The organism is Streptomyces sp. NPDC028289 (assembly GCF_055565975.1).
Genome location: NZ_JBVHTI010000020.1, coordinates 34,630 through 55,577, shown reverse-complemented (window position 1 = coordinate 55,577; position 20,948 = coordinate 34,630). Strand labels below are relative to the sequence as shown.

The 20,948-nt window shown below is 71.3% G+C and carries 19 protein-coding genes and 1 pseudogene; 9 read left to right on the top strand and 11 right to left on the bottom strand.

What is annotated here, in order from left to right; genetic code table 11:
- Nucleotides 1-19 precede the first annotated feature (19 nt).
- Genes ACZ4UV_RS50985 through ACZ4UV_RS50975 form a run of 3 tightly spaced genes read left to right on the top strand, consistent with a single transcriptional unit; the run spans nt 20 to nt 3,116 of the window.
- Entirely contained in the window at nt 20-1,573 is a 1,554-nt protein-coding gene (locus tag ACZ4UV_RS50985; RefSeq protein ID WP_467849853.1) for a GMC oxidoreductase, read from the top strand.
- Between the two features lie 2 nt (nt 1,574-1,575).
- Nucleotides 1,576-2,184 carry a nucleoside deaminase gene (locus ACZ4UV_RS50980; RefSeq protein WP_467849846.1) on the top strand — a complete coding sequence of 203 codons (609 nt, stop codon included), beginning with the start codon at nt 1,576-1,578 and terminating at the stop codon, nt 2,182-2,184.
- Nucleotides 2,181-3,116, top strand: coding sequence for a sugar phosphate isomerase/epimerase family protein (locus ACZ4UV_RS50975; RefSeq protein ID WP_467849840.1), 936 nt, complete (start codon nt 2,181-2,183; stop codon nt 3,114-3,116). The genes ACZ4UV_RS50980 and ACZ4UV_RS50975 overlap by 4 nt, the downstream gene beginning before the upstream one ends.
- A gap of 46 nt (nt 3,117-3,162) precedes the next feature.
- Here the strand turns inward: ACZ4UV_RS50975 and ACZ4UV_RS50970 are convergent, their stop codons facing one another.
- A complete protein-coding gene (locus tag ACZ4UV_RS50970; protein ID WP_451016616.1) occupies nt 3,163-3,402 on the bottom strand; it encodes a hypothetical protein in 240 nt (79 codons plus the stop codon).
- A gap of 569 nt (nt 3,403-3,971) precedes the next feature.
- Between ACZ4UV_RS50970 and ACZ4UV_RS50965 the strand changes: the two genes are divergently transcribed.
- Entirely contained in the window at nt 3,972-4,328 is a 357-nt protein-coding gene (locus ACZ4UV_RS50965; protein ID WP_451016617.1) for a polysaccharide deacetylase family protein, read from the top strand.
- An 88-nt stretch (nt 4,329-4,416) separates the two neighbouring features.
- Here the strand turns inward: ACZ4UV_RS50965 and ACZ4UV_RS50960 are convergent, their stop codons facing one another.
- From ACZ4UV_RS50960 to ACZ4UV_RS50920, 9 genes and pseudogenes are all read right to left on the bottom strand, one after another.
- The gene (locus ACZ4UV_RS50960; protein WP_467849826.1) at nt 4,417-5,277 is read right to left on the bottom strand and encodes an endo alpha-1,4 polygalactosaminidase; all 861 of its coding nucleotides are present in this window, start codon (nt 5,275-5,277) and stop codon (nt 4,417-4,419) included.
- A gap of 197 nt (nt 5,278-5,474) precedes the next feature.
- Nucleotides 5,475-5,692, bottom strand: a pseudogene (locus ACZ4UV_RS50955) (ATP-binding protein); the annotation flags it as partial.
- An 85-nt stretch (nt 5,693-5,777) separates the two neighbouring features.
- Entirely contained in the window at nt 5,778-6,464 is a 687-nt protein-coding gene (locus tag ACZ4UV_RS50950; RefSeq protein WP_451016619.1) for an LURP-one-related/scramblase family protein, read from the bottom strand.
- A 109-nt stretch (nt 6,465-6,573) separates the two neighbouring features.
- Nucleotides 6,574-7,242: a TetR/AcrR family transcriptional regulator gene (locus ACZ4UV_RS50945; protein WP_467849819.1), complete on the bottom strand. Its 669-nt coding sequence runs from the start codon at nt 7,240-7,242 to the stop codon at nt 6,574-6,576.
- Complete coding sequence (locus tag ACZ4UV_RS50940; RefSeq protein ID WP_467849812.1) at nt 7,239-9,248, bottom strand: CocE/NonD family hydrolase; 2,010 nt, start codon at nt 9,246-9,248, stop codon at nt 7,239-7,241. Before ACZ4UV_RS50940 ends, ACZ4UV_RS50945 begins: the two co-directional genes overlap by 4 nt.
- Nucleotides 9,245-10,972, bottom strand: coding sequence for a dipeptide ABC transporter ATP-binding protein (locus tag ACZ4UV_RS50935; protein WP_467849808.1), 1,728 nt, complete (start codon nt 10,970-10,972; stop codon nt 9,245-9,247). The genes ACZ4UV_RS50940 and ACZ4UV_RS50935 overlap by 4 nt, the downstream gene beginning before the upstream one ends.
- On the bottom strand, nt 10,972-11,871 hold the full coding sequence (locus tag ACZ4UV_RS50930) for an ABC transporter permease (protein WP_351493691.1): 900 nt from the start codon (nt 11,869-11,871) through the stop codon (nt 10,972-10,974). The genes ACZ4UV_RS50935 and ACZ4UV_RS50930 overlap by 1 nt, the downstream gene beginning before the upstream one ends.
- Nucleotides 11,868-12,824: an ABC transporter permease gene (locus tag ACZ4UV_RS50925; RefSeq protein WP_451016624.1), complete on the bottom strand. Its 957-nt coding sequence runs from the start codon at nt 12,822-12,824 to the stop codon at nt 11,868-11,870. Before ACZ4UV_RS50925 ends, ACZ4UV_RS50930 begins: the two co-directional genes overlap by 4 nt.
- 2 nt (nt 12,825-12,826) lie before the next feature.
- A complete protein-coding gene (locus ACZ4UV_RS50920) occupies nt 12,827-14,410 on the bottom strand; it encodes an ABC transporter substrate-binding protein (RefSeq protein WP_467849801.1) in 1,584 nt (527 codons plus the stop codon).
- Nucleotides 14,411-14,728: 318 nt separating this feature from the next.
- On the opposite strand from ACZ4UV_RS50920, the gene ACZ4UV_RS50915 reads away from it, so the two are divergent.
- Complete coding sequence (locus ACZ4UV_RS50915; protein WP_451016626.1) at nt 14,729-15,913, top strand: acyl-CoA dehydrogenase family protein; 1,185 nt, start codon at nt 14,729-14,731, stop codon at nt 15,911-15,913.
- A gap of 73 nt (nt 15,914-15,986) precedes the next feature.
- On the opposite strand, the gene ACZ4UV_RS50910 is transcribed toward ACZ4UV_RS50915, so the two are convergent.
- Entirely contained in the window at nt 15,987-16,730 is a 744-nt protein-coding gene (locus tag ACZ4UV_RS50910) for a TetR/AcrR family transcriptional regulator (protein WP_467849789.1), read from the bottom strand.
- Between the two features lie 309 nt (nt 16,731-17,039).
- Between ACZ4UV_RS50910 and ACZ4UV_RS50905 the strand changes: the two genes are divergently transcribed.
- The 4 genes from ACZ4UV_RS50905 (at nt 17,040) to ACZ4UV_RS50890 (ending at nt 20,921) form a co-directional block, all read left to right on the top strand.
- A complete protein-coding gene (locus ACZ4UV_RS50905) occupies nt 17,040-17,702 on the top strand; it encodes a Tat pathway signal sequence domain protein (protein ID WP_451016627.1) in 663 nt (220 codons plus the stop codon).
- 375 nt (nt 17,703-18,077) lie between these two features.
- Nucleotides 18,078-18,560 carry an MSMEG_6728 family protein gene (locus tag ACZ4UV_RS50900; protein WP_451016628.1) on the top strand — a complete coding sequence of 161 codons (483 nt, stop codon included), beginning with the start codon at nt 18,078-18,080 and terminating at the stop codon, nt 18,558-18,560.
- Nucleotides 18,561-18,894: 334 nt separating this feature from the next.
- Nucleotides 18,895-19,266: an effector-associated constant component EACC1 gene (locus ACZ4UV_RS50895; RefSeq protein WP_390044591.1), complete on the top strand. Its 372-nt coding sequence runs from the start codon at nt 18,895-18,897 to the stop codon at nt 19,264-19,266.
- Between the two features lie 2 nt (nt 19,267-19,268).
- Entirely contained in the window at nt 19,269-20,921 is a 1,653-nt protein-coding gene (locus ACZ4UV_RS50890; RefSeq protein ID WP_467849775.1) for a caspase, EACC1-associated type, read from the top strand.
- Nucleotides 20,922-20,948: the final 27 nt, after the last annotated feature.

Below are 20,948 nucleotides of genomic sequence, written 5' to 3'. Positions count from 1 at the left end.
CGATCCCTTGGAGTCTTCTGTGCCCCGCACCCCCCACGCCCATGTCCTGATCGTGGGCAGCGGCATCATGGGCGCCGTCGCGGCCCGGCTGCTGCGCGAGTCCGATCCGGCGCTGCGGATCACGATGGTCGAAGCCGGCACCGCGATCGGCGAGAAACCCGGCAGTCACCTGCACGACCTCGACGACCCCGCCCTGTGGGCCCGGTACAACGAGCAGGTCGCCACCGGCATCCAGGGCATGTACACGGGCGCCGAGGTGGTGCGCGAAGTGCCCGGCGACCTCACCTCCCTGCCGCCCGGCATGTATCACGCCCTCGCCTTCGGGGAGGCCGCCGAGGCGATGCCCCAGGCGGCGCTCGCGTGGAACGCGGGAGGCATGGGCGTGCACTGGACGGCCGCGACACCCTGGCCGGCCGGGCACGAGGTGTTCGACTTCGGGGACGCGGCCGGGTGGGCCGAGGACCTCGACACCGCGCGGCGGCTGCTCGCGGTGGCCCCGGCCGCGATCGGCCCGACCCCGATCGGGCACCTGGTCCTCGACGTACTGCGCCGCCGATACGGCGGCATCGGCCCGGCCGACCGCCGCCCGCAGCCGATGCCGATGGCCGTCACGCCGACGGCCGCCGGCCCCATGCCGCGTACGGCACCCGGGACGATCTTCCCGGCGCTCGCGACGGGCACGGACCCAGCCTTCGCCCTCGTCACCGGCACCCTCGTCACCAGGCTCCGGGTCACGCACGGCCGGGTCGCGGGCGCCCGGCTGCGCCGGGTCACCGACGGCTTCGAGACGGACCTGGACGCGGACGCCGTGGTGGTGTGCGCCGACGCGCTGCGCACACCCCAACTGCTCTTCGCCTCGGGCATCCGGCCGGACGCACTGGGCCGCCGGCTCAACGAGCACGCCTTCGTCACCGCACGCGCGCTGCTCGACCCCGACCGGTTCGGCATCGGCCTCGACGCACTACCGCTGCCACGCCCCGGCGAGTTCAGCACCGACTCCCTGTGGCTGCCGCACAACGGCGCCGAGCAGCCCTTCCACGGCCAGATCATGAACCGCACGTACCTGGACGCGACAGGACGGCCGCTCGCCCACTCGGTCGGCATCTCGCTGTACGTCCCGGTCGAGTCGCGGCCGGAGAACCGGCTGGTGTTCTCGGACTCGGACACGGACCTCGCCGGGATGCCCCGGATCGGTGTCGAGTTCACCCACTCCGCCGCCGACCTGACGCTGATCCGCCGGGCCCAGGACGAAGCCCGGTCGCTGGCCGAGGAGTTCGGCCCCTTCGACCCCGCGACCGAGAGCGCCCTGCTGCCACCCGGCTCGTCACTGCACCTGACCGGCACCGTCCGCTCCGGCCCCGCCGACGACGGCACCAGCGTGTGCGACCCGGACGGCAGGGTGTGGGGCCACGACAACCTGTACCTCGCCGGCAACGGCGTGATCCCCACCGCGATGGCCGCGAACGTCACCCTGACGGGCGCGATCACCGCCGTCCGGGCCGCTCGCGCCATCGCCGCACACACCGCTCGCCGGCCGGAGTCCACGCTCACCACCCCCCGACAGAAAGTCTGAACATGATCGAAATCTCCAGGGAGTTCCGCGTCGCGCTGCCCGCATGGATCGACGACGAGCTGGCCGACGTGCCCGCCGTCATCCCCGACCGGACGGACCGGATGCGGCTCGTGCACCGGCTGGCCGACCGCAACTGGCGCGAGGGCAACGGCGGTCCGTTCGCCGCGCTCGTCGCCGAGCAGGACACCGGCCGGATCGTCTCCGTGGGCGTGAACGTCGTCCTCGCCTCCGGGGTCTCCAGCGCGCATGCCGAGGTCCTCGCCCTCGGCCTCGCGCAGACGGCGACCGGCAGCTGGGACCTCGGCGGCCACGGCCTGCCGCCCCACGAACTCGTCGTCAACTGGCGTCCATGCGTGCAGTGTTACGGCGCCACCCTGTGGTCCGGGGTACGCGGCCTCGTGGTCGCCGGACAGGGCCCGGAACTGGAGGAGATCACCACCTTCGACGAGGGCCCGCTCGGCGCGGACTGGGCCGAACAGTTCGAAACCCGCGGCATCAAGGTCGTCCAGGACGTGCTCCGCGACGAGGCACTGACCGTGTTCCGCGCCTACCGGGAAGCCGTCGACGCGGCCGAGGTCGCCGTCTACAACGCCCGAGGAGGCTCCGAGTGACACCGCGCTTCGCCACCGACATCATCACCTTCTACCACCCCGACTTCTGGGGACTAGACTCCGCCGACGCCGTGCGTGATCGGGCCCTCGCCCACCCCTTGGCCTTCTGGGAACGGGTGATGGACGCGATGGCCGAATCCGGCGTCACCGGCATCGAGCTGACCTTCGCGCCCGGCGACATCGGCTCAGCACTGCGCGCGTTCGGCTGCGCGTCGGCGTTCCAACGAGAACTGGCCGACCGCGGACTGTCGGTGGTCAGCGCCTTCGTCGCCGACAGCGACGCCCCCGACTGGCGCGACGACAACAGCCTCCCGGCGATCGTCGCCGACGCGGAGCGCCGCGCGGCCTTCCTCGCCGAGGCCGGAGCCGACCTCCTCGTCGCCGGACTGCCCATGCGTCAGACGTTCGGGACCCGCCCACCCCTCTTCGTCGACGCCGACTACATGAACCGCCTCGCCCGAGTCGCCCACGCCGTCGGCGAGGCCGTCGCCCGGCACGGCGTGAGACTCGCCCTCCACACCGAGTCCAACAGCACTCTCTGGTACGAGCGGGACATCGACCTGTTCATGGCCCTCACCGACCCGCAGTACGTCTGGCTGTGCCCCGACTCCTGCCACATCGCCCTCGGCGGCGGCGACCCGGTGGCCGTCGCCCGCCGCCACACCCCGCGCATTGCCCTGGCCCACTGGAAGGACGCGGTCGGACCGATCGACACCCACCTCACCATCGACGAGACCGTGTATGCCCAGCAGCAGCCGTACATGACAGAACTGGGCAAGGGCATCGTGGACTGGCCAGGCTGGGCGGAGGCCATGTCCCGCACGCCGGGTGCCGGCACGGTCCTCATCGAACTCGACATGGCACCCGACCCGGTCGCGGCGCTCCAGGCCGGAACGGCCGTGGCGCGGGCATCACTGAACAGGGCCGTGTGACCGCTTGGGCCCGGATGGCACTCGCCGGGTGAGTTTCGTCCAAGGGCTACGGCTCGCTGCGGAGCGAGCCGCGCCCTCGGGCGTTGTGGACGACGACGTCGGGGCGTTGGCCGCAGTCCTCGGGACGTCGATGGCTTCGCCCCTCACGGGTGTTGCGGGCGGCAAGGCGCTTGACAAGGCGGACGCGGTCCTCGTCGGTGGGCATGGTGTCGGGAACGTCGGCGAGTTCGGAGGTCACCCAGTCGGGGAGCTGGACGCCGAAGCGGGTGGGGAGAGAAGAGGGCATGGTGATCCTCACGGGGGGCGACGAACGGAGATGAGTGGTGATGAGCCCGTGGTGGCGGGTTCAGGCGTCTCGTCGGCCGTGGGCGATGCGCCCGCTGCTCCATGCCCGCTGGCGGGCCCCCCGTCGGAGGTGGGTGCTGTGTACGGCACATGCGCGCATCACGACGACTCGGTCGGCGAGCGCAGGACTGGTTGCCGGTCAGCAGCTGGGGGTGGGGCAGGTGAGCCTGGCGACTACTGTCCGGCGAGGAAATCGGATATGACGGCCGCGACGCGGCACAGGGAGGGATCGATCGGGCCAGGTGCCTCCCGGAATTCTCCGAAGTCCCCGACTGCTTCCGCGTTAAGGGGCTCCGGCGCCGCGGCGGCCTGGCGCAAGTGGGGCCTGACTCCGCTGCCCGCCGCCCCGCGCCCCCCGGCCGGCAAGCCGGTGCGGCTCTCGGCGACCGGAACCGTTCCGGTCTTCACCCGCGTACCGACCGCGCAGAAGGTCGTCTTCATCACCGTGGACGACGGACAAAAGGAAGACCCCGAGTTCATCCAGATGCTGCGGGACCTGAGGGTCCCGAGGTGTGCGGCGACCAGAAGATCCTCACCAAGGAGTACGGCACCGCGCCGCTGCTGTTCCGCCCGCCCTACGGCGCGTACAACACCAACACCAAGATGGCGGTCGGCGAGTGCGGACCCCGCGCGATCGTGTGGTGGCGGGAGTCCATGCAGATCCGCACCGTGCGGTACCGGTCAGCAGACAAGAAGCTGCACCCCGGAGACATCATCCTGGCCCACTTCCGTGGGCCGTCCGAACTCAAGGGCACCACGATGACGCACATGTTCGCCAACCTGCTCCGGCGCATCCATGAGCAGGGCTTCGCCGTGGCCCGCCTGGAGGACCACATCCAGCCGCCGCCCAGACGAACCGGCGGGTGACCCGGCCGACGTCGTCGTAGTTGTCGTACAGTTCCGGGTCCGTGGGAGGGGCCCTCGCGGGACATCGTCGACAGCTGACGGGCCCTCCTCAGTAACGGTCGCAGGTCTCGCGCAGGTAGCCGTCGTGGCCGGCCGGTGTGACGTCGAGGTCACGCCGCACGACGCTGATCCGGTCGCCCCAGCCCGCGCAGGCCTTCCTCAGGCCCTTCTCGGTGTATTCGACGACGATGACGTGGTCGCCGAACGCGCCGACGTAGGACCCGCATTCGTCGTACTGCCCGCATTCCTCCACCACCGCGAAGTCGAGGCCGACCCGCTTGCGGTCCTTGGCGAGTTCGAGGGTGTTCTTCTGGGCGATGGCAAGGTGCCGGGAGTGTGCGTGGCGGGCGAGCAGGGTCTGGAACGCCTCGGCGTCGGATGCGGTCAGCAGTCCGTGCGGGGCGCGGGTGTAGCTGTCGTAGTTGTCCGGCTCGACGGCGTCGAATCCCTTGTCGGCGCACTGGTCGATCCAGCCGTCCACCCTCTCCGCGATCCGCGCGCGCTTGCCCGGGGTGCTGATGTCGAGCATCGCCTCGCCCCAGTCCTCGTCCATGACGACCTTCCCGGAGCGGTCCCGCAGCAGGAGGCCGGCGTCCCATTCCTTATGCGCGTCGGGCTGGGCCTGGAACGCGTTGACGTAGCAGATGTTGTACAGGCCCGCGGCGGGCGACGCCGTGTGGTCGCGGGAGACCACGGAGACGCCCTTCGGCGGGGTGTAGGCGCCGCCGAGCTGGTAGTCGACGCCGGCGTGGACGGGCGGTGTGGAGACTTTCGCCGTCGAGGCTTTCGGGGTGCTGCCCGTGTCGGTGGTGGTGCTGGAGCAGCCGGCGGTGAGGGAGGCTGCGGCCAGGACGACGGCGACGGCGAGGGGGACGGCGGCGCAGGAGACATCTGCCTGGGACTTGTGCATGACGGCCTGTCTCTGGACGGGAGAGCATGCCCCGCCTCGGACGCGCGTGGTCCTGGCGACTGGGGCCGGGCTGACGGGTCGAAGGTCCGTGTCACCGGCTGGGAATGCCATGGTTCCGCGGACCGCGACGGCGCTGGGCGGTCCGACACCGTGACGATATCAAGTCGTCGCAACCGACTTGTGCCGCCGGCGTCGAGCGGTGCCCGCGGCAGGGTGACCCGGAAGGCGGCGCCGCCTCCGGGCGCGTCGGTGACGGTGAGGTCCCGCCGTGGTTGCGTACGACGTCCCGTGCGATGGCCGGCCCGAGCCCGGCTCCGCCGTCGTCGCGGCTGCGCGCCTCGTCGAGGCGGACGAAGCGCTCGAAGACGCGGGCGCGGTCGGCGCGCGCGATGCCGTGACCGTCGTCGGCGACGAGCAATGTGATGCCGTGTCGATCCGGTCGGGGCAGGCTCCGCTGCCCCGACGTGTGCACCGTGCGCCGCTCCCGACGCGGCTCGTCGTCAGCCCAGTCCGCGGGCGTCCTGCTTCAGAGCCGTGTCGACCGTCAGTGCCGTGGCCACGACCAGGCTCCGCAACGGCTCGGGGAGTTGCTGGTGGATCTGGAGAACGTAGTTGTCCGCCGTGGTGAACATGGTCTTGGCGAGGCCCTCCCAGGTCTTGGTGATGCGGGCGACCTCGGTGCCCGCCTGGTCGACGACGGCGAAGTTCCAGGCGCGCCAGTTCTCTCCCTTGATGGCGCCGATCTGGGTCCCACCGGCGTTGATGGCGAAGTTGATCTTTCCGAAGACGTTCTGCTGGACCAACTCGCCCACCAGTTCTCCGTCTGGACGGGCAACGATCACCCGCGACTTGAATATCTTCGCGGGACGGGTCAGTTGCAGCACCGGCTGCCCCTGGGCGTCCCGGATCTCCAGCCTGTGGGTGAAGTACTGGTCCCAGTCGCTGATGAAGCGTACGACCTTGCGCAGCGCGCTCTGCCCGACCTCGGCCACGGACCCGAGCTGGTTGCCGTGCTGGTCCATGACCTTGTACTCGTTGGTCAGCTCTATGAGTTTGGCCTTCTGGTTCACGACCAGAACCGGTTCGGTGAAGAGGGTGCCGCCGCCGGGCCCGCTCGGGGCGATCCCGGCCTGCTGCCGCACCTGGCGACTGACCTTCGGGTCAGGAGTGTTCGATTGTGTGGTCACTGCGGCACGTTACTCCCCGGGGGCCGTGTCCCGGTCGGCCGCGCGCCGTCTCGTGGCCACGCCGTGACGAATCGCGGGGCATCGACGCCCTGCGTCGTCCACCTCCCCGTCAGTCGGGGTCCGCGCGGGCGGTGAGTTCCGTCTTCACCAGCTGGTACAGGTGGCGGCGGGCGTCCTGGGTGCTGAGCGGGGGCGACTGGCGGAGCCGCTGGAGAGCGAGGCCGTCGGCCAGGGCTGCGAACCGGACGGTGAAACCGTCGAGGTCATCGCTGCTGAAATCACCGTCCGCGACGCCCCGTTCGGCGAGCGTGCGGATCTGCCGGTGCCAGGCCGCGTAACGCTCGGCCTGGCCGCGCGCGAACGCCTCGTCGGTGGCCGGTTCGCCCGCGTGCCAGTAGTCGAACCACATCCGCCAGTGCCGGTCGGTGTCCTCGGTGAAGAGGGCGTCCACGAGCAGCCGCAGCGCCTCGGCGCCACTGCCGGCCTGCTCGGCGGCCTCGCTGAGCTCCTGGTAGTAGCGCTCGATGTGCAGCACCATCGCCTCGGACAGGATCTCCTGCACGCTGCCGAAGTGATAGGTCACCGTGCCGACCGACACCCCGGCCGCGGCGGCCACGTCCCGGACGCCCACCGAGGCGTAGCCGCGCTCCGCGATCAGCGGGACGGCCGCCTCGACGATCAGCCGCCGGCGCACCTCGGTGGGCTGGCGGGTGCGCTCGGCGGCGGCGACGGCCCGACGCGGGGCCTTCGCGGAGCGCTGCGGCTTGGCGGCGGTCATCCTGACGTCCGCGCGCTGGTGTGGTGCCAGGACCGCTTGACCACTGTCTCTCCGTTCGCCCGTGCCTCGATACGGCTGTCCATGACGAAGTCCGCCGCCGTGGCGCGCAGCTCCGTACGCGCCATGATCTCAGCGTCGTAGTCGTCGCCGCGCCGCAGCCGGATCCGCCACTGTGACACGGCGCTCGCGGACAGCGGGTCGTCGGCGCGGATCCGGTACGTCTCGCGTGCGCTCTCCTCGTAGCGGAGCCCGTCCGGGTACGTCCGTGATCCCCCGTAGTTGGGGTCGACCTCCAGGGTCCACTCCCCCGCCACCACGTCGTGCGTGACCAGCCGCTCGGGCCGGGCCTCGGCGGGCTCGTCGTACGTGACCGGCAGCGGCGGGGACTGCTCCGGCTCCTCGAAGGCGATCGGCGGTTCCGCCCCGGCCGCCCGCACCGGCAGCAGCACGGCGCTGTCGGCGGGTACGACCCGCAGTTCGCCGCGCTCGCCGTGCGGCCACACCCATGGCCAGTAGGCGTCGGAGACGGCGACCCGGATGCGGTGTCCGGGCGGAAAGGCGTAGCCGTTTCCGGTGAGTTCGACCTCGACGTCCTCGTACGTCCCCGGGGTCCATTCCACCGCCCTGTCCCGGCCGTGCCTGCTGAGCAGGTTGAGCACTCCGCGGGTGACGAGTGTCGAGGAGCCGTCGGATGCGACGTCGCAGAGCCGGACGATCACGTGGGCCCGTGCGGTGGCGCTGTCCAGGCGGAGCCGGACGCGGGGTCTGCCGAGGATCTCGACGCGTTCGGCGAGGGGCTCGGAGTCGAAGCAGACCGAGCGGCCGTCCTCCTCGCGCTGGTCGGGCGGCAGGTCGCCGGCGTTGCCGAAGGGGAAGAACCGGCCGGCGTCCGCTCCGGTGTGGAGCGGGGAGCGGACGAGGACCGGGGTGCGGGTGCCGGGTGCCAGGGCACGTTCGCTCCAGGTCACCCTCGGGGACGGCCAGTTGTCCGCCCCCACCCAGCGGCCGGGCATCACGTCGTACGAAGTGGCGGGCGGGACGGGGTCGTTGATCCAGGCGCGCAGGAGCGGTTCCCGCATGACACCCGTGTCGGTGTCCTTGAGGTGCTGGTCCCACCAGCGCAGGGTCTCCTGGAGGAAGCCGATTGCGGGGCCGGGTGGCAGTCCTCGGTCGGGGTACTGATGGGACCAGGGGCCGAGCAGCCCGCGCACCCGGTCGGCCGGGAGGTGCTCGACGAGGCGGAACACCGTGTCGCGGTACGGATCGTGCCAGCCGCCGACCGCGAGGACGGCGGCGTCGATGGCCGTGTAGTCCTCGCAGACGCTGCCGTGTCTCCAGTAGGCGTCCCGCTCCTGGTGGTCGAGCCAGGTGTGCAGGAGGGGTTGGAGGGCGTCGAGGCGCTCGCGCCACATGGGCAGCCAGCGGTCGGCGCCGACGCTTGCCGGGTCCGGCGGGCGGGCGGCGAAGGCCAGCATGGTGCCGGCCCAGGCGAGCATGTCGATGCCGAGGACGGCGCCGCCGGTGTAGTGGACGTCGTTGTCGTAGCGGTCGTCGGTGGAGCAGACGGTGACGACCGCCTTGAGCGGTTCAGGCGCGAGGGCGGCGATCTGGAGGGAGTTGAAGCCGCCCCAGGAGATCCCGAACATGCCGACCTTGCCGGTGCACCAGGGCTGAGCGGCGAGCCAGTTGACGACATCGACGCCGTCGGCGAGTTCCTGGGCGTCGTACTCGTCGCCGGGGGTGCCCTCGCTGTCGCCGTGGCCGCGGATGTCGACGCGGACGGAGGCGTAGCCGTGTCCGGCGTACCAGGGGTGGCGCTGGGCGTCGCGGGGCGCGGTCCAGTCGGTCTTGCGGTAGGGGAGGTATTCGAGCAGCGCGGGCACGGGGTCGGCCTCGGCGTCCACGGGCCGCCAGATCCGCGCATGCAGCCGGGTGGTGCCGTCCCGGGTGGGGATCCAGACGTCCTCGCGGACGACCTGGCGCTCGAACTGTTCGCGGTACTTCACGAAACTCCTTCGGCCACGGGGGTGTTGAGGGGCGCCCAACGGCGGACGCGGTGACCGTCTCCGAGGTCGGTCCAGCCGGCGTCCGCGTCGGTCACGTCCGCCCGGTCGAGGGCGTCGTCGGTGCGGGACGGTGCGTCGGGGTCGGGTTCCAGGGCGGCCGCCATCAGCCGCCGGGTGTAGGGGTGGCCGGGCGCGCCGAAGACGGCTTCGGTGGGGCCTTCCTCGACCACGACTCCGTGCCGCAGTACGACGACCCGGTCCGCGATACCACGCACCACGGCGAGGTCATGGCTGATGAACAGGCAGGCCAGGTCGCGTTCCCGGCGCAGGTCGTCCAGGAGGCGCAGCACCTCGGCCTGGACGGAGACGTCCAGGGCGGTGGTGATCTCGTCCGCGATCAGGACGTCCGGTTCCCCGGCCAACGCACGGGCGATGCCGATGCGTTGGCGCTGCCCACCGGAGAGCTGGGCGGGCAGCCGGTCGGCGAGGGCCGGGTCCAGGCGTACGTCGGCGATGAGCCGGCGGGCCTGTTCGGCGGCCTCGGTGCGGCCGGTCGCGGTGCCGAAGAACCGGAGCGGACGGCGGACCGCGTCGCCGACGGAGCGGCGGGGGTTGAGGGAGGTGTCGGCGTTCTGGAAGACCAGTTGGACCCGGCGCCGCAGTGAGAGCGGGCGCATCGGGGCGGGGCGGGCCAGGTCCCCGGCCTCGTGGGTCATGGTGCCGCCGGACGGGGTGCGCAGCCCCGCCAGGGTCCAGGCCAGTGTGGACTTCCCGCTGCCCGACTCGCCGACGAGGGCGAGGACTTCGCCCCGGCGGACGTCGAAGGACACGCCGTGCACGGCGCGGGTGCTGCCGTAGTCGATGGTCACGTCGTTCGCGGCGACGGCGACCGGCGCGTCGTCGGGGACGGCGGCCTTGGCGCGGACCGTCCGCTGCCCCGCCTCGTCCACGACCGCGAGTCCGGCGTCGTCCAGGCGCGGCACGCTCGCCAACAGCCGCTTGGTGTACGGGTCCTGGGGTGCGGCGAACAGTCGGCGGGTGTCCGCGGACTCCACCACCCGGCCCGTGTTCAGGACGCACACCTCGTCGGCCATGTGCGCGACGACGCCGAGGTCGTGGCTCACCAGGACGGCGGCCAGGCCGAGTTCGTCGCGCAGGGCGGCGATCAGGTCGAGGACGCTGCGCTGGGTGATGACGTCGAGGCCGGTGGTGGGTTCGTCGAGGACGAGGACCTTGGGACGGGCGGCGATGGCCATGGCGATGGCGACGCGCTGCTGCTGGCCCCCGGAGAGTTCGTGCGGGTAGCGGCGGGCGAGTTCGGCGGGGCGGGGCAGGCGGACCTGGTCGAGCAGGTCGACGACCGGCACCTCCCCGCCCGCCTCTTCGATCTGCCGACCGATGCGCATGGTCGGGGTCAGCGCCTGACCGGCGTTCTGGCCGACCATGGCGACGGTCCCGCCGCGCAGCTGCCGCAACTCCCGTGCGGACAGCGCGAACACGTCCCGCCCGTCGACGTGGACGCTGCCGCCGGTGACGCGGGAGCCGTGCCGCAGATGGCCCAGCAGGGTGGCGGCGACGGTGGACTTGCCGCTGCCGGACTCGCCGACGAGGGCGAGGGTACGGCCCGGGGCCACCTCCAGGGACACCTCGTGCACGACCGGTACCTCGCGGCCTGCCGAACGGTAGGCGGCGCAGAGGGAGTCGACGGAAACGACAGAGGTCATCAGGAACCCTCCCTGATCCGGTCCACGCCCCACGCCTTGGCGAGACCGTCGGCCGCGAGGTTGAGCCCGACCACCAGGGTGGCCAGGGCGATGATCGGCGCGAGGCTCGCCATCGGGACGACGGTGATGGCGGTGCGGTTCTCGGCGACCATCAACCCCCAGTCGGGGGTGGGCGGGTCGGCGCCGAAGCCGAGGAAGGACAGTGAGGAGATCAGCAGCACCACCCAGGAGGCGCGCATCGCGAACTCGACGCAGACCACGTCGGTGATGTTCGGCAGCACCTCGCGGCGCAGGATCGCCCAGGTGCTCTCGCCACGGGCGCGGGCGGCGGTGACGTAGTCCATGGGCACGATCGCGAGGGCGGCGCCGCGCACCACGCGGACGACCTGGGGGACGTAGACGACGGCGATGGCGAGGACGATCACCGCGGGCCCGGTACCGAGGGCGGTCACGACGACCAGCAGGGCCAGGATCGACGGTACGGACAGGATCGCGTCCAGCACCCGGCCGAGCAGGTCGTCGAACCAGCCGCCGCGCAGGGCGGCGGCACAGCCGACGACCGTGCCGAGGGCGACGGTGACCAGGGTGGCGGCGACGGACACGCCGAGCGCGTACCGGCCGCCGTACAGGACCCGGGCGAGGACGTCGCGACCGTACTGGTCGGTGCCGGCCCAGTGCTGCGGACTCGGGCCGAGCAGGGCGTGCGAGGCGTCGCCCGCGATCGGGTCGTAGGAGGTGAGCAGCGGTGCGAGCAGTGCGACGAGGATGTGGACGGCAACGACGGCCAGGCCCGCGAGGGCGGTGCGGGAGGAGCGCAGGGCGCGCCAGGCGCGAGTGACGGCGTGCGGGCCCGCCGGAGTGGCGGCCGTGGTCGCCGGGGTGGTGTCGAGAGCGGTCACCGGGTCCTCCCTCGGGTGCGGAGCCTGGGGTTGAGGGCCATGGCGCCGAGGTCGGCGGCGAGGTTGCAGACGACGTAGATCACGGCGCTGACGAGGGCGATGGCCTGGATGACGGGCAGGTCGCGGTTCTGTACGGAGGAGAGCATCAGCTTTCCGATGCCGGGGTAGTTGAAGACGTTCTCGACGACCGCGACCCCGCCCGCGAGCCAGGCGACGTTGAGGGCGATCACGTGCAGGGTCGGCAGCAGGGCACTGGGCAGGGCGTGCCGGGTGACGATCCGCCAGGTGGACAGACCCTTGAGGCGGGCGGTGGTGACGAACTCGCCGGCCATCACGTCGATGACGGAGGTACGGGCCATGCGCACGATGTAGGCGGCCATGACCACGGCCAGCGCGAGCGCGGGCAGCCATGTGGCGGGCAGGAGTTGGCCGACGCTCGCCTCGGGGCCGTACAGGACGACCGCGGGGAACCAGGGCAGTGCGACGGAGAAGCACAGCACCAGGACGGTGGCGACCACGAACTCGGGGACGCTCATGCCGACGAGGCTGACGGTGGAGATGAGGTGGTCGGGCCAGCGGTCGCGGTAGAGGCCGGCGAGGACACCGAGGACGAGGGACCCGGTCACCGCGAACAGGACGGTGACGACGGCTATGAGCGCCGAGTTGCCGAGGTACTGGGCGACTTCGCCGCCGACGCCCTTGCCGGAGACGAGGGAGGTGCCGAGGTCACCGTGCAGGGCGCCCTTGATCCAGTCGACGTAGCGTTCCCAGGCGGGCCGGTCGAGACCGAGCTGGCCGCGCAGGGCTGCCACTGCGTCGGGGGTGGCGTCCTTGCCGAGGATCTGGGTGGCGACGTCACCGGGGAGGGCCTGGACGGCGAGGAAGACGAGGACGGAGGAGAGGAACAGGGTGCCGACGGCCGAGGCCAGCCGGCGCAGGGTGAACGACAGCATGCTCAGGCCCCCTTCACACCGATGGTGAGGTAGTCGAACTCGAAGCCGTGCTCGGCGTAGCCGCGGACCTTGCGGGAGATGCCGACGAGCCGGTCGGCGAACATCGGGGTCATCGCCCCGCCCCGTTCGATCACCAGTGTCTGTGCCTCGCCGTACAGTTCACGGCGCTTCGTGTCGTCGGTCTCGGCGCGGGCCCGGTCCAGGACGGCGTCGAACTCCTTGTCGGACCAGGCGGTCTCGTTGTAGGGGGAGCCGCTGCGGAAGATCTGGGTGAAGAGCTGGTCGACCGGCCGGCCGGTGAACCAGTAGGTGGCCATCAGCGGCTTCTTCATCCAGATCTGCGTGTAGTACGAGTCCGCGGCGGCCGTCTTCACCCGGATCCGGATGCCGGCCCGCTTGGCGGATTCCTGGTAGGCGAGGGCCATCGGCGTGAACAGCGGGTCGTAGGAGGAGGTGTAGAGGTCGACGGCCAGGCCCTCGTATCCGGCCTTCTTGAGGAGGTGGCGGGCCCGCTCGGGGTCGTGCGCGGGGTGGGCGGCGAGGTGGGCGGGGTCGCTCGGCGGTACGGGGTTGTCCCAGCCGGCGGTGCCCGCGCCCTGGAGCGCCGCCTTCACGACGTGCTCGGGGTCGTAGGCGAGTTTCATCGCCTGGCGGACGCGGACGTCGGTGAAGGGCTTCTCGGTGGTGAGCATCGGCAGCACGTACCACTGCGCGTCCTTCACCCGGGCGACGGTGGCTCGTTCGGAGGCGGCGACGACGCGGGCGGTGGCGAAGTCGAGGTTGGTCTGGGAGAGCAGGTCCACCTGGCCGGCGAGGAGGGCGTTGGCGCGGGCGGACATGTCGGCGACCGAGTAGAAGGCGATGGCGTCGAGGACCGGGCGGCCGGCCCAGTGGTCCTTGCTCGCGGTGACCCGGCCGGGGCCCGCCGGGGCGAAGGACTCCAGCGTGAAGGGGCCGGTGCCGATGCCGGTGCGGCCGATGCCCTTCGCGCTGCCGTCCGGGACGACGTAGCAGTTGTAGTGCGTCAGCAGGCTCGGGAACTCGGCGTTCGGGGTCTTCAGCGGGACGACGAGGGTGTGGGCGTCGGGCGTGCGCAGGGTGTTCGGGTCGACGAGCGGGGCAAGGACGGCGGCCTGGGGTGAGGCGGTCGTCTTGTCGAGGATGTGGCGGAGCGTGTACGCGGCGTCGACGGAGGTGAAGGCGCGGCCGTCGTGGAAGGTGACGCCCTTGCGCAGCCGGAAGGTCCAGGTGCGGGCCCTGGTGTCGGACTCCCAGGACTCGGCCAGGTCGGGGGCGAGTTCGCCGTCCGCGCCGACGCGGACCAGCCGGTTGTAGAGGGCGCCGAGGTATTCGTAGGCCGACAGGGAGCTCGCCGGATCGAGGGTCTCGGCGTCGGAGGCCGGGGGCCGGGCGACGCGCAGGGTGCCGCCGGGGTCGGGGGCGCCCGTCGGGGCGGCAGCCGTCAGGCCGGGGGCGGCGGCTGCCCCCGTACAGCCGGTGAGCAGCCAGGACGCGCCGAGCGAGGCCGCGGCGGCCGCGCCCGCGGCGAGCATCGAGCGGCGCCCCGGGAGGTGGGTGTCGGGCATGGACCGACCGTCTCTCTCGCTATTCGTTCAGTGGAACGATTGAGTGAAGTCCGTGAACGATAACCAGCGGACGACTCTCCGCCAACCCGTCGGGCGCAGAAATTAACCTCGGGACACGCACCGGTAACAGCCCGCCCCGCCGAAGCGGGTGCCGGTACGCCGGACCGGCACCGGCTCCGCCCCGCACTCCCGGGCGGGTGGATCAACTACCTTGCGCTGAGGGTGCGTTGACAGTGGACGGGATCGGCGCGACGGTGAGGGTTCCTGTTGGGCCCCGAGAGAGAGTTCCTGTTGGGCCCCGAGAGCGGAGGTCGTCACTTGGCCGGTTCGTCTGCACCTCGCTCGGACACCGATCTCGTCGAACGCGTACGCGCACTCCAACCCCTCATCCGCTCGCACGCCCTGCGTGCGGAGCGGCAAGGGCGAGTCGCCGAGGAGGTCGTCGAGGCTCTCGCGGGCGCCGGGATCCACCGTATGAACGTCCCCCGCCGCCATGGGGGTTACCAGAGCTCGCTGCGGACGCAGGTCGACGCGCTGAGCGAGGTCTCCACCGCGTGCGGGTCGGCCGGGTTCATGGCGTTGATCCAGGCCGGGTGCGCGTTCATCGCGGCCCTGTTCCCCGACAAGGCACAGGACGAGATCTTCACCCATCCCGATGTGCGGGTGGGTGGCACGCTCATCCCTGGCTCGAAGGCCGTTGCGGCGGACGGTGGTTACGTGGTGAGCGGGAAGTCCCCCTTTGCAACCGGCTGTCAGGATGCCGACTGGCATCTGCTGACCGCGTCGGCCGACACCGGACAGGGGCCGCCGGAGATGCTGTGGCTGGCGATCCCCATGACCGATCTCAAGGTCCTGGACGACTGGAACGTCTCCGGCCTGGCCGGGAGCGGCAGCAACACCGTCGTCGCGCAGGAGGTGCACGTACCCGCCCATCGCGTACTGCCGGTCGGGCCGTTGCTGGCGGGCTCGTTCCCGTCGCAGCGCGCCGGCACCGACCCCTTCTACCACATGCCGGTGCTGCTGCTGTTCTGCGCCTGGACGGCCGCGAACGCCCTCGGTCTGGCACGGGCGGCTCTGACGGAATTCAGCGAGCGCATCCATCAGCGCGGGATCACCTACACCTTCTACGAGCGCCAGCACGAGGCCCCGGTGACGCATCTCCAGTTCGCCGAGGCCGCGATGAAGGTCTCCTCCGCGGAACTGCTCGCCGCCGACTTCGTGGGGCTGATCGAATCCCGGGTGACCGACGGAGAGCCCTACACGACCTTGGAGCGGTCCCGGATCAGGGCGCAGTGCGGGTATCTGGCGCGGTTGTGCAAGGAGGCCGCGGACCTGGTCGGGTCCGCTTCGGGTGCCTCGTCCCTGCACCGGGAGGTGCCGATCCAGCGGATCGTGCGGGACCTCAACGCCCTGAACCTGCATTCGTTCGTCCATCCCGCCGCCAACCTGGAGTTGTACGGCAGGGTGCTGTCAGGGCTCGACGCCGGGACGCCGTTCCTCTAGTGCTGGGTTCCTCCGGTGCCCAGCGGTGCCGGCCGGGCCGCTCGGCGGCTCGGTCGCCGCGGGTGTGTCCGGCTCAGGGCTCCGGGTTCAGGCAGGTCGGTAGGGGGCCCGTGGCAGGGGGCGGGGCGGCCAGGCAGGCGGCGGCACGTTCCGGGCCCAGGAACGGGGCGAGCACGGAGAAGGCCAGGCCCGGCAGCAGTGCGGGCAGTTCGGCGGTCCGGCCGGTGGCTATGCGGCGGTAGATCGCGGAGTACACACCACCGACCACCGTGTCGACCAACTCCTCCTCCGGGATGGGGAGTACCAGGTCGGGCAGGTCGGTGAAGTAGTCCCGGAAGCGGGTCAGCAGGTGTTCGCGGGCCTCTCGTCCGGCGGGGCCCACCGCGTCGATCTCGACGATCGCCATCGCCGCGAACGCGGGTGCCTCGGCGAGGATCACCAGCAGTGCGCCGAGGCCGGCGCGCACCTGCCCCGGCCAGTCACGGGCCTGGGCACGGGCTTCCTCCATCGCGGCGAAAACCAGGGAGGTGCCGTGGTGGTGAGCGGCGAGGAAGGCGTCCTCCTTCCCCTTGAAGAGCTCGTAGAAGACCGGCCTGGTCACGCCGGCGGCCTGGCAGATGTCGCTGACCCGGGTGCCGGCGTAGCCGACCTGGGCGACGGTGCGGACGAACCCGTCGAGCAGCCGGTCCCGTTGGTTGGCGGCGACGGCCTCGGGCGAGGTACGGCGCGGACCCCGCCGCAGCGAGCGCTCCGGGTCGCGCCCCTTGCGGGTACCGGGCAACACCAGCGGAGGCGGCACCGGCGAACCTGCTGCCATTCCAGGCCCCTTCTCACGACGTCACGTGTCATGCCTTGACGTTGAATACTCGTCAGGTTTACAACCTTCACAGGTTTTCTTCTCACGCGGACCTGCGGTGGACGACCTGCTGGAGCCGTCAGTGTCACGCACCCGCAAGGCGCCAACAAGTGCCCCGGCGTCCCTGACGCCGGGTCAGCCATCAGCAACGCGCACCGGTCCGGCAGTCCGCCACCCAGGACCGCCATGCCCGGGCCGCCCGTCCTTCTCCATGTCCCGGACGGGCGCCCCTTCCTCATACCACCCGCACGCCCGAAAGAGGACTCCCGCATGCGCAGAATCGGTGTCTCCGCCTTAGCCGTCACCGCCGCTCTGTCCGCCCTGACCTTCCTTCCGGCCGCCTCGGTATCGGCGGCCGGCTCCGTTCTCACCTACGGCAGCGCCGGCGGCAGCGCGGTCTCCGTGGGTGACGTACTCACCGCGTCACTGGCGAGCGGCACCAAGGCCACCCTCGCCACGGCCAGCGGCGGCTCCAGCGGCATCACCTGCACCGGCTCGTCGCTGTCCGCCACGGTGACGTCGAACCCCGCCGCCCCGGGCACCGCGACCGAGTCCGCGACCTCCCAGACCTTCAGCGGCTGCACCAGCAACGTCCTCGGCGTCACCGGCGTGCAGAGCGTCACCGTCAACAACCTGCCCTACACCACGTCAGCCGCCTCGGGCGGCGCCGTGACAGTGACCCCGGCCTCGGGCAGCACCATCCAGACCACGGTGGTCCTCTCCACCCTGCTGGGCACCGTCAACTGTGTCTACCGGGCGTCCGGTCTTTCCGCGGTGAGCTCCAACACCGGCAACAGCCTGACCTTCACCAACCAGGCCTTCACCAAGGCGTCCGGATCGTCCCTGTGCGCGGCAAGCGGATACTTCACGGCCGCCTACGCGCCGGTCGTCGACAGCAGCGTCAGCGGCTCCCCGGCCGTTTACACCAACTGACCGCCGGCAGAGTGGACTGACACCCGGCCCAGAGGTCCGGCCCGCCGCCCCCGTGACGGCCGGCCGGACCTCTGGCATGCGGACCTCGCCCATCCCCGTTCGACTGCGCGAGGCGAGGGGACGCCTCGGAGAGGAAAGGGGCCCGCGTTGGCGGAGACCACGAGGCACGCGGAGAATACGAAGGACGCAAGGATGGCGGTCGAGGCGGACAGCGGCCAGGTCGAGTCGCCGCCTCCGTGATCACCCGAGGTTGCGGACCGTACGGTGGACGGTCCTCCTCCAGGACCCGCCGTACCGGATGTGCGGCGCCGAGACCGGCAGCAGGTCGGACCTCCACACGCCGTCCGTGCCGCGCAGGAGACGGACCGGTGAGTGATGCAGACGTTTCTGCCCGACCCCGACTTCCGGCAGACGGCGCTCCTGCTGGACCGGCGCCGACTGGGCAAGCAGCGCGTCGAGGCACTGCAGGTCCTCCGCGGCCTGACCGTCCCCGGCTACGGATGGCGCCGCCACCCGGCCGTACGGATGTGGACCGGTTACGAGGAGGCGCTCGTACGCTACGGCCTGGAGATCTGCCGGGTCTGGCGGGAGCAGGGACACCAGGACAGCTGCGCCGCCTCCCTGGTCGCCGACCTCGCCGCGTACCGTCCCGGCGCCCAGGTCCGTGACCAGGCGGAACTCGCGGCCGCCGGGGAGCTCCCGCCCTGGCTCGGCGACGAGTCGTTCCACGAGAGCCACCGTTCGGTACTCGTCCGCAAGGACCATGACGTGTACGCCGGCCTGTTTTCCGGGGTGAGCGACGACCTGCCGTACGTGTGGCCCTCGTCGGATCGCGCCGACAGCCCCACCGGCCGGTGAACCGCGTTCCGCCGCTCGCGGCCAGGGCGTGCGGTGCATCGGCTCGGTGCCGAACGCGTCCGTTGCCAAGTCCGACGAGCACACCGCGGCACACCGGAGCAGGCGGGGCCGACCGACGAAATGCGTTTCATGAGGTGTTGCAAGGCGCAGGGTGTGATCAGCGAGTCGTGCGGCCACCGCATGTCCGTCGGCGCCGGCGTCGCCGACGCGCCGCGCGCGAGCAGGGCCGCGATCGCGGGCTTTCCTGAATCCGCCCCCGGAAAGCAGCCCACTCGCCACACTGGCATCTACGCCGTGGAGAAAGGGGCTCCGCGGTCCATCGGGGGTGCGAATCATGGACGTCCTGCTGAGTGTGGTGCCGGACAGCGCTGCGAGCGCAGAGGAGAGGGAACGGCTGGCGAGGAGGCTGCTGGCCGAGTTGCGCGGGCTCGACCTCCACACGTTGCAGGCCGTGGCCGACGGCGCCCCGCGTGAGGGCTCGAAGGGGGTCACCGCGGGGGCGGTCGTCCTGGCGCTGAGCGTTCCGGGCGGCGTGCTCACCTCGCTGATCGGACTGGTGCAGGACTGGCTCGGGCGGCAGGTCGGCCGAAATCGTGTCTCGATCACCCTCGACGGCGACACACTGGATCTGCCTGCGCCGACTCCCGAAGAACGGCAGCAGCTGATCGACGCGTTCGTGCGCCGTCACGGCGCGGGTGGGGAGTAGTCGTGGGAGGCCGGTTCGCCCTGTTGATCGCCACCTGTGCCTACGAGGACGAAGGGCTGCACCAGCTGACCGCGCCCGGCCACGACGCCGAGGCACTGGCCGAAGTCCTGCGCGACCCGGACATCGCCGGGTTCGAGGTGACGACCCTCGTCAACAGACCGCACCACGAGGTCGGGTCGGCCATCGGCGATTTCTTCCGTGCCCGCAGCCACGACGACCTCACCCTGCTGTACTTCACCGGGCATGGCCTCAAGGACGACGACGGCCGCCTCCACCTGGCCACGGTCAACACCCGCCTCGCCAACCGCACGTTCACCTCCCTGCCCGCCGAGCAGATCGACCAGGCCATGACCGCCTGCATGTCGCGCCGGCAGGTGCTGATCCTCGACTGCTGTTACAGCGGCGCCTTCCCTGCAGGCCGGCTCGCCAAGGGCGACACCGACGTGCACGCGCTGGAGCGGTTCCAGGGCCAAGGCCGTACCGTGCTGACCGCCTCCGACGCAGCCCAGCACGCCTTCGAGGGCGACCGGCTGCACGGCAGCGCCCCTCGCTCGGTCTTCACCAAGCACCTGGTGCAAGGGCTGCGCGACGGCAGCGCCGACCTCGACGACGACGGCGACATCACCCTCGACGAGCTGTATGCCTACGTCCATGGCAAGGTCGTCGCCGAGATGCCGCAGCAGCGGCCCAAGAAGCAGGAGAACATCGAGGGCCGTACCGTCATCGCTCAGAACGTCAACTGGGCCCTTCCCGCGCAGCTCCAGAACGCGCTGCAGAGTCCATTGGCGACGCAGCGGCTCGGGGGTGTGGAGCAACTCGCCCACCTGTACCGTATCGGCAACGTGACGGTCCGCGCCCGCGCGGCGGAGCAACTCCGGCTCCTGGCGGACGACGACAGCCGCACCGTGTCCGCCGCGGCAGCCACCGTGGGAGAAACCGCCGGACGCCCCCCGAACATCGCTGCAGGGCCGGCTGAGATCCAGGATCTGATCGACCAGGCGACCGAGGAACGTGACGCAGGCGCGCCCGAACAGGCCGAAGAGCGCTACTGGTCGGCTCTCGATCTCGCCATAGAGCACCGCGCCAGACGGCAGGAGGGCTGGGCCTGGGACGGCCTCGGCTCCTGCCGTTGGAGAGCCGGGGACTTCGCGATGGCGCTGAGGTTCTTCACCCGCGCCGATCGCATCGCCGACGAGACAGGTGACATGCTTCTGAAGACTTGGTCCCTGTACAACTTCGGCGTGGACCGGCGAGAACACGGCGACGTGTCGACCGCCAAGGACTTCTTCCGGCGGGCCCTGTCCGTAGCAGACGTCCATCGGTGCCACACAGCGGCAGGCTGGATCCACCACCAGATGGCCAAGATGGCGCATGCCGAGGGGGATGCCGACCAGGAGCGGGAGCACTACGAAGCCGCCGTCCACAACGGCCTGGCCGGTCACAACGAGTCTCTGACCGGCTGGAGCCTGGTTCACGTCGCCATGTGCGCAGAGCAGGCCGGCGACCTCACGCAGGCAAGCGAACACTACAGGCGCGCCGTGGAAGTCAGCTCCCGGCTCCGCCCTCGGTGGATCGCCCAGGAAGCCGAGAAGGGACTTGTGCGGATCGCCGGTCCGGCGGACCGCGCACCGCACCACGACGGGACCGGGGCCTGACCCCCGGTCAACGCGCGCCGCATGGTG